Genomic DNA, 3418 nt, shown 5'->3' with positions numbered 1-3418 from the left:
TGTTTTGGGCGGTCGGAAAACGGGGAGAGAGCTGTTGGCCGTAAAAAGATCCAGCCTGGTTAAAAGCCTTGCTCCCTGATCAACTCAATCAGTGCCCTTAGCCCGGCCGGCACATGGCGCCTACCTGGGTAATAGAGGCGCAAGCAGTCAAAAGACGGCGTCCATTCCTCTAGTACGCGCACTAACGTCCCGTTCGCTAAATCGGCAGCGGCATTCCATTCCGTAAGATAGGTCAAGCCTAGTCCCGCCCTGGCAGCCTCGAGCATCAGAGTCGGATTATCCAGGGTCAAAACCCCTTGCACCTCGACAGCAAGCGCTTCGCCATGTCGCTCAAACTCCCAATGATAGATCGCCCCGCTGGGCATCCGGCTGCGAATACACTGATGGGCCCGCAGATCCATGGGACTGACGGGAACTGGGTTGAGAGCAAAATAGTCCGGGCTGCCCAATACCGAAAAACGCTGGGCCGGACTGATATCGACTGCGATCATGTCTTGAGGAACCGTACCCCCGAGCCGAATCCCCGCATCAAACCCCTGCGCGACGATATCCACCAGCCGCCCCTCAGTGACGATATCCAATTTCATCCGTGGATAACGTCGCAGATACTCCAGCAGCAACGGCATCACCTGCTTTGCCGCCCCCGCCGAGGTATTCAGGCGCAAGGTACCGCTGGGTTCCGCGCTGCGATTTCCTGCCTGTTCCAAGGCCGTGCGAATGCTCAACAGTGCAGGGGTAATGGTTTCGACAAACTCCGCGCCCACTTCAGATAACGACACGCTGCGCGTGGTGCGATTGAACAGCCTCACCCCCATCCGCGCTTCAAGCCCCGCGATAGAGTGGCTCAACGCCGATGTCGACACATTCAACTCGGTCGCCGCTGCACGAAAACTGCGATGCCGAGCCACTGCCAGCACCGCTTCCAACTCATTCAGCCCGGATGTATTCATTGTCCTGAATCGCTCATCAACTCATGCCGATTTGTACGGCTTATCAGCTTAATCATAGTGACTTACCGTAGGACGCACTAGCTCAGCGTCCCGGAGGACCTATGCAATACATCAACCAGATTTACATCAACGGCGCCTTTGTGACGCCCCATGGCGAAGAGCTTTTTGACCTGTTCAACCCTGCAACAGGCCAGCGTATCGGCCAGGTTCGATTGGCAAATGAACAAGACGCCCTGGATGCCATCGCTGCCGCCAAGCGAGCTTTTACCGAGTTCTCCCATAGCTCTAAAGATGTGCGCATCGACTATCTCAAACGCCTTCACGCCGCAGTTGAATCCATTGAGGACGCACTTACCGACGCGATTATCGAGGAGTACGGCGCCCCAATATCCCGTGCGCGGTGGATGGCCAAGCATGCAGCCAGCGTCCTGCAAGATGCCGCTTCAGTACTGGAGAGCTACAACTTCTCCCGACGCATTGGCATCGCCGAGGTGGTCATGCAGCCGCTGGGTGTGGCCGGCTTGATCACACCCTGGAACAGCAACGCCGGTTTTATCTGCGGCAAGCTCGCTGCGGCGTTGGCCGCCGGCTGTACCGCCGTGATCAAACCCAGTGAAATGAGCGCAATCCAGACCTCGCTAGTCACCCGCGCCCTGCATGACGCAGGCTTGCCTCCCGGTGTATTCAACATCGTCACTGGCCGTGGCGAAACCGTAGGCGCCGTGTTGAGCGCCCATCCCGACATCGCAAAAGTGTCCTTCACGGGTTCAACCGCTGTCGGCAAAACAATCCTGCGGACCGGCGCCGAGACCCTGAAGCGCGTGACCCTAGAGCTGGGCGGCAAATCACCGGTGCTGATTCTCGATGATGCGGACCTCAAGACGGCCGTGCCTATGGCCCTTCAGGCCGGTTTCATGAACAGCGGCCAGGCCTGTATAGCCGGCACTCGAATCCTGGTACCCGAAAGTCGTTTGGAGGAAATCGAAGCGCTGATGATCGACGAGGTGGGCAACGTGCAAGCCGGCGACCCTCGTGACCCAGCCACTGCGGTCGGCCCCATGGTCAGCCAAAAACAGTGGGAGCGCGTACAGCGCTACATTCAGATCGGGATCGAGGAGGGCGCCCACCTATTGGCAGGAGGTCGCGGTTTGCCTGAGGGCATCAAAGCCGGGTGGTTCGTAAAACCAACCGTATTCAGCCGGGTGACCAACCAAATGGCCATCGCCCGCGAGGAGATTTTCGGCCCGGTGCTCTCGATCATTACCTACGCAACCGAGGAAGAGGCCCTGACCATCGCCAACGACACACCCTACGGCCTCCAGGCATACATCTTGTCTTCAAATCCCGAACGCGCCCGCAGGCTGGCCAGCCGTATAGACGCTGGCCGAGTGCTGATCAATACCCTGGCCCATGAACCTCTTGCGCCGTTTGGTGGCTTCAAGCAATCGGGTATCGGCCGCGAGTACGGCACATTCGGCCTCGAAGCCTTCCTGGAGCCCAAATCGATCCTGAGCTGATCCTCAGCATAAAAACGCATGAATATGGTCAACGGCTCAAACCAAAGTGCATGAACAGGCTCCATTAGCACACCGTTCAGGGAAATCGATGCAAAGTGTTTCTGCATTTTTGGTATGGTGCAGCACATTTTCACAAGGACTGATTTCTCCTCCGCAGGAAGCGGCGTCGACTTTATTCAACGAGATGCTGTAGAAATGCCTGAACCAATACCGATAAAGGATCACGAAAAAGAAAACCGCCTGGTCAACAAGCGGCTGCTGGCCTGCGCGCTGCTGGTAATCGGCATTACCTGCGCCCTGGTAGGTCGGATGTACTTCCTGCAGGTGGTGCAGTACGACTACCACTCCACCATTTCCGAAAACAATCGCGTCCACGTCCTGCCGATCACACCGACCCGCGGCCTGATCTATGACCGCAACGGCGTAGTACTTGCCGACAACCGTCCCAGCTACAACCTGACCATCACCCGCGAGCGCACCACCGATCTCAAAGGAGAGCTGGACGCTATCGTCAGCCTCCTGCATCTGCCCGCCGAGGATCGCGGCGTATTTGATAAGGCGCTCAAGCAAGCCCGTCATCCCTTCGTGCCCGTCACCCTGTTCTACGAGCTGACCGAAGAGCAGATCGCCGTGCTGGCCGTCAACGAATTCCGCCTGCCGGGCGTGGATGTCGAGCCGCAATTCGTCCGCCATTATCCGCTGGGTGCGCACTTTGCCCACTCCATTGGCTACGTAGGCCGGATCAACGAAAAAGAATCCAAAGCCCTCGACTCAGTGGAGTACCGGGGCACGCAGTCCATTGGTAAAACCGGGATCGAGCGTTTCTACGAGTCCGAGTTGCATGGCCACGTCGGCTATGAAGAAGTTGAAACCAACGCCCAGGGCCGCGTCCTGCGGGTGCTCAAGCACACCGACCCGATCCCCGGCAAAAACATCGTGCTGAGCCTGGAC

Annotated in this window: 2 protein-coding genes and 1 pseudogene; 2 read left to right on the top strand and 1 reads right to left on the bottom strand. The window is 57.9% G+C overall.

All coding sequences use genetic code 11. The features are described from left to right. Positions 1 to 59: 59 nt before the first annotated feature. The gene (locus HX846_RS08130; RefSeq protein WP_003208253.1) at positions 60 to 950 is read right to left on the bottom strand and encodes a LysR family transcriptional regulator; all 891 of its coding nucleotides are present in this window, start codon (positions 948 to 950) and stop codon (positions 60 to 62) included. Between the two features lie 101 nt (positions 951 to 1051). On the opposite strand from HX846_RS08130, the gene HX846_RS08125 reads away from it, so the two are divergent. Next, a complete protein-coding gene (locus tag HX846_RS08125; RefSeq protein ID WP_178965230.1) occupies positions 1052 to 2467 on the top strand; it encodes an aldehyde dehydrogenase family protein in 1416 nt (471 codons plus the stop codon). 195 nt (positions 2468 to 2662) lie between these two features. Next, positions 2663 to 3418 (top strand): annotated as a pseudogene (locus HX846_RS39505) (penicillin-binding protein 2); the annotation flags it as partial.

The organism is Pseudomonas sp. K5002 (genome assembly GCF_013386655.1).
Taxonomy (GTDB): Bacteria; Pseudomonadota; Gammaproteobacteria; order Pseudomonadales; family Pseudomonadaceae; genus Aquipseudomonas.
The sequence above is the reverse complement of the archived record's forward strand: the minus strand, read 5'-3'. Positions and strand labels throughout refer to the sequence as shown.

What these genes read in the sequence shown, in the direction of transcription:
- HX846_RS08130 (WP_003208253.1), bottom strand. Translation starts at nt 950, where the DNA reads ATGAATACATCCGGGCTGAATGAGTTGGAAGCGGTGCTGGCAGTGGCT.
- HX846_RS08125 (WP_178965230.1), top strand. Translation starts at nt 1,052, where the DNA reads ATGCAATACATCAACCAGATTTACATCAACGGCGCCTTTGTGACGCCC.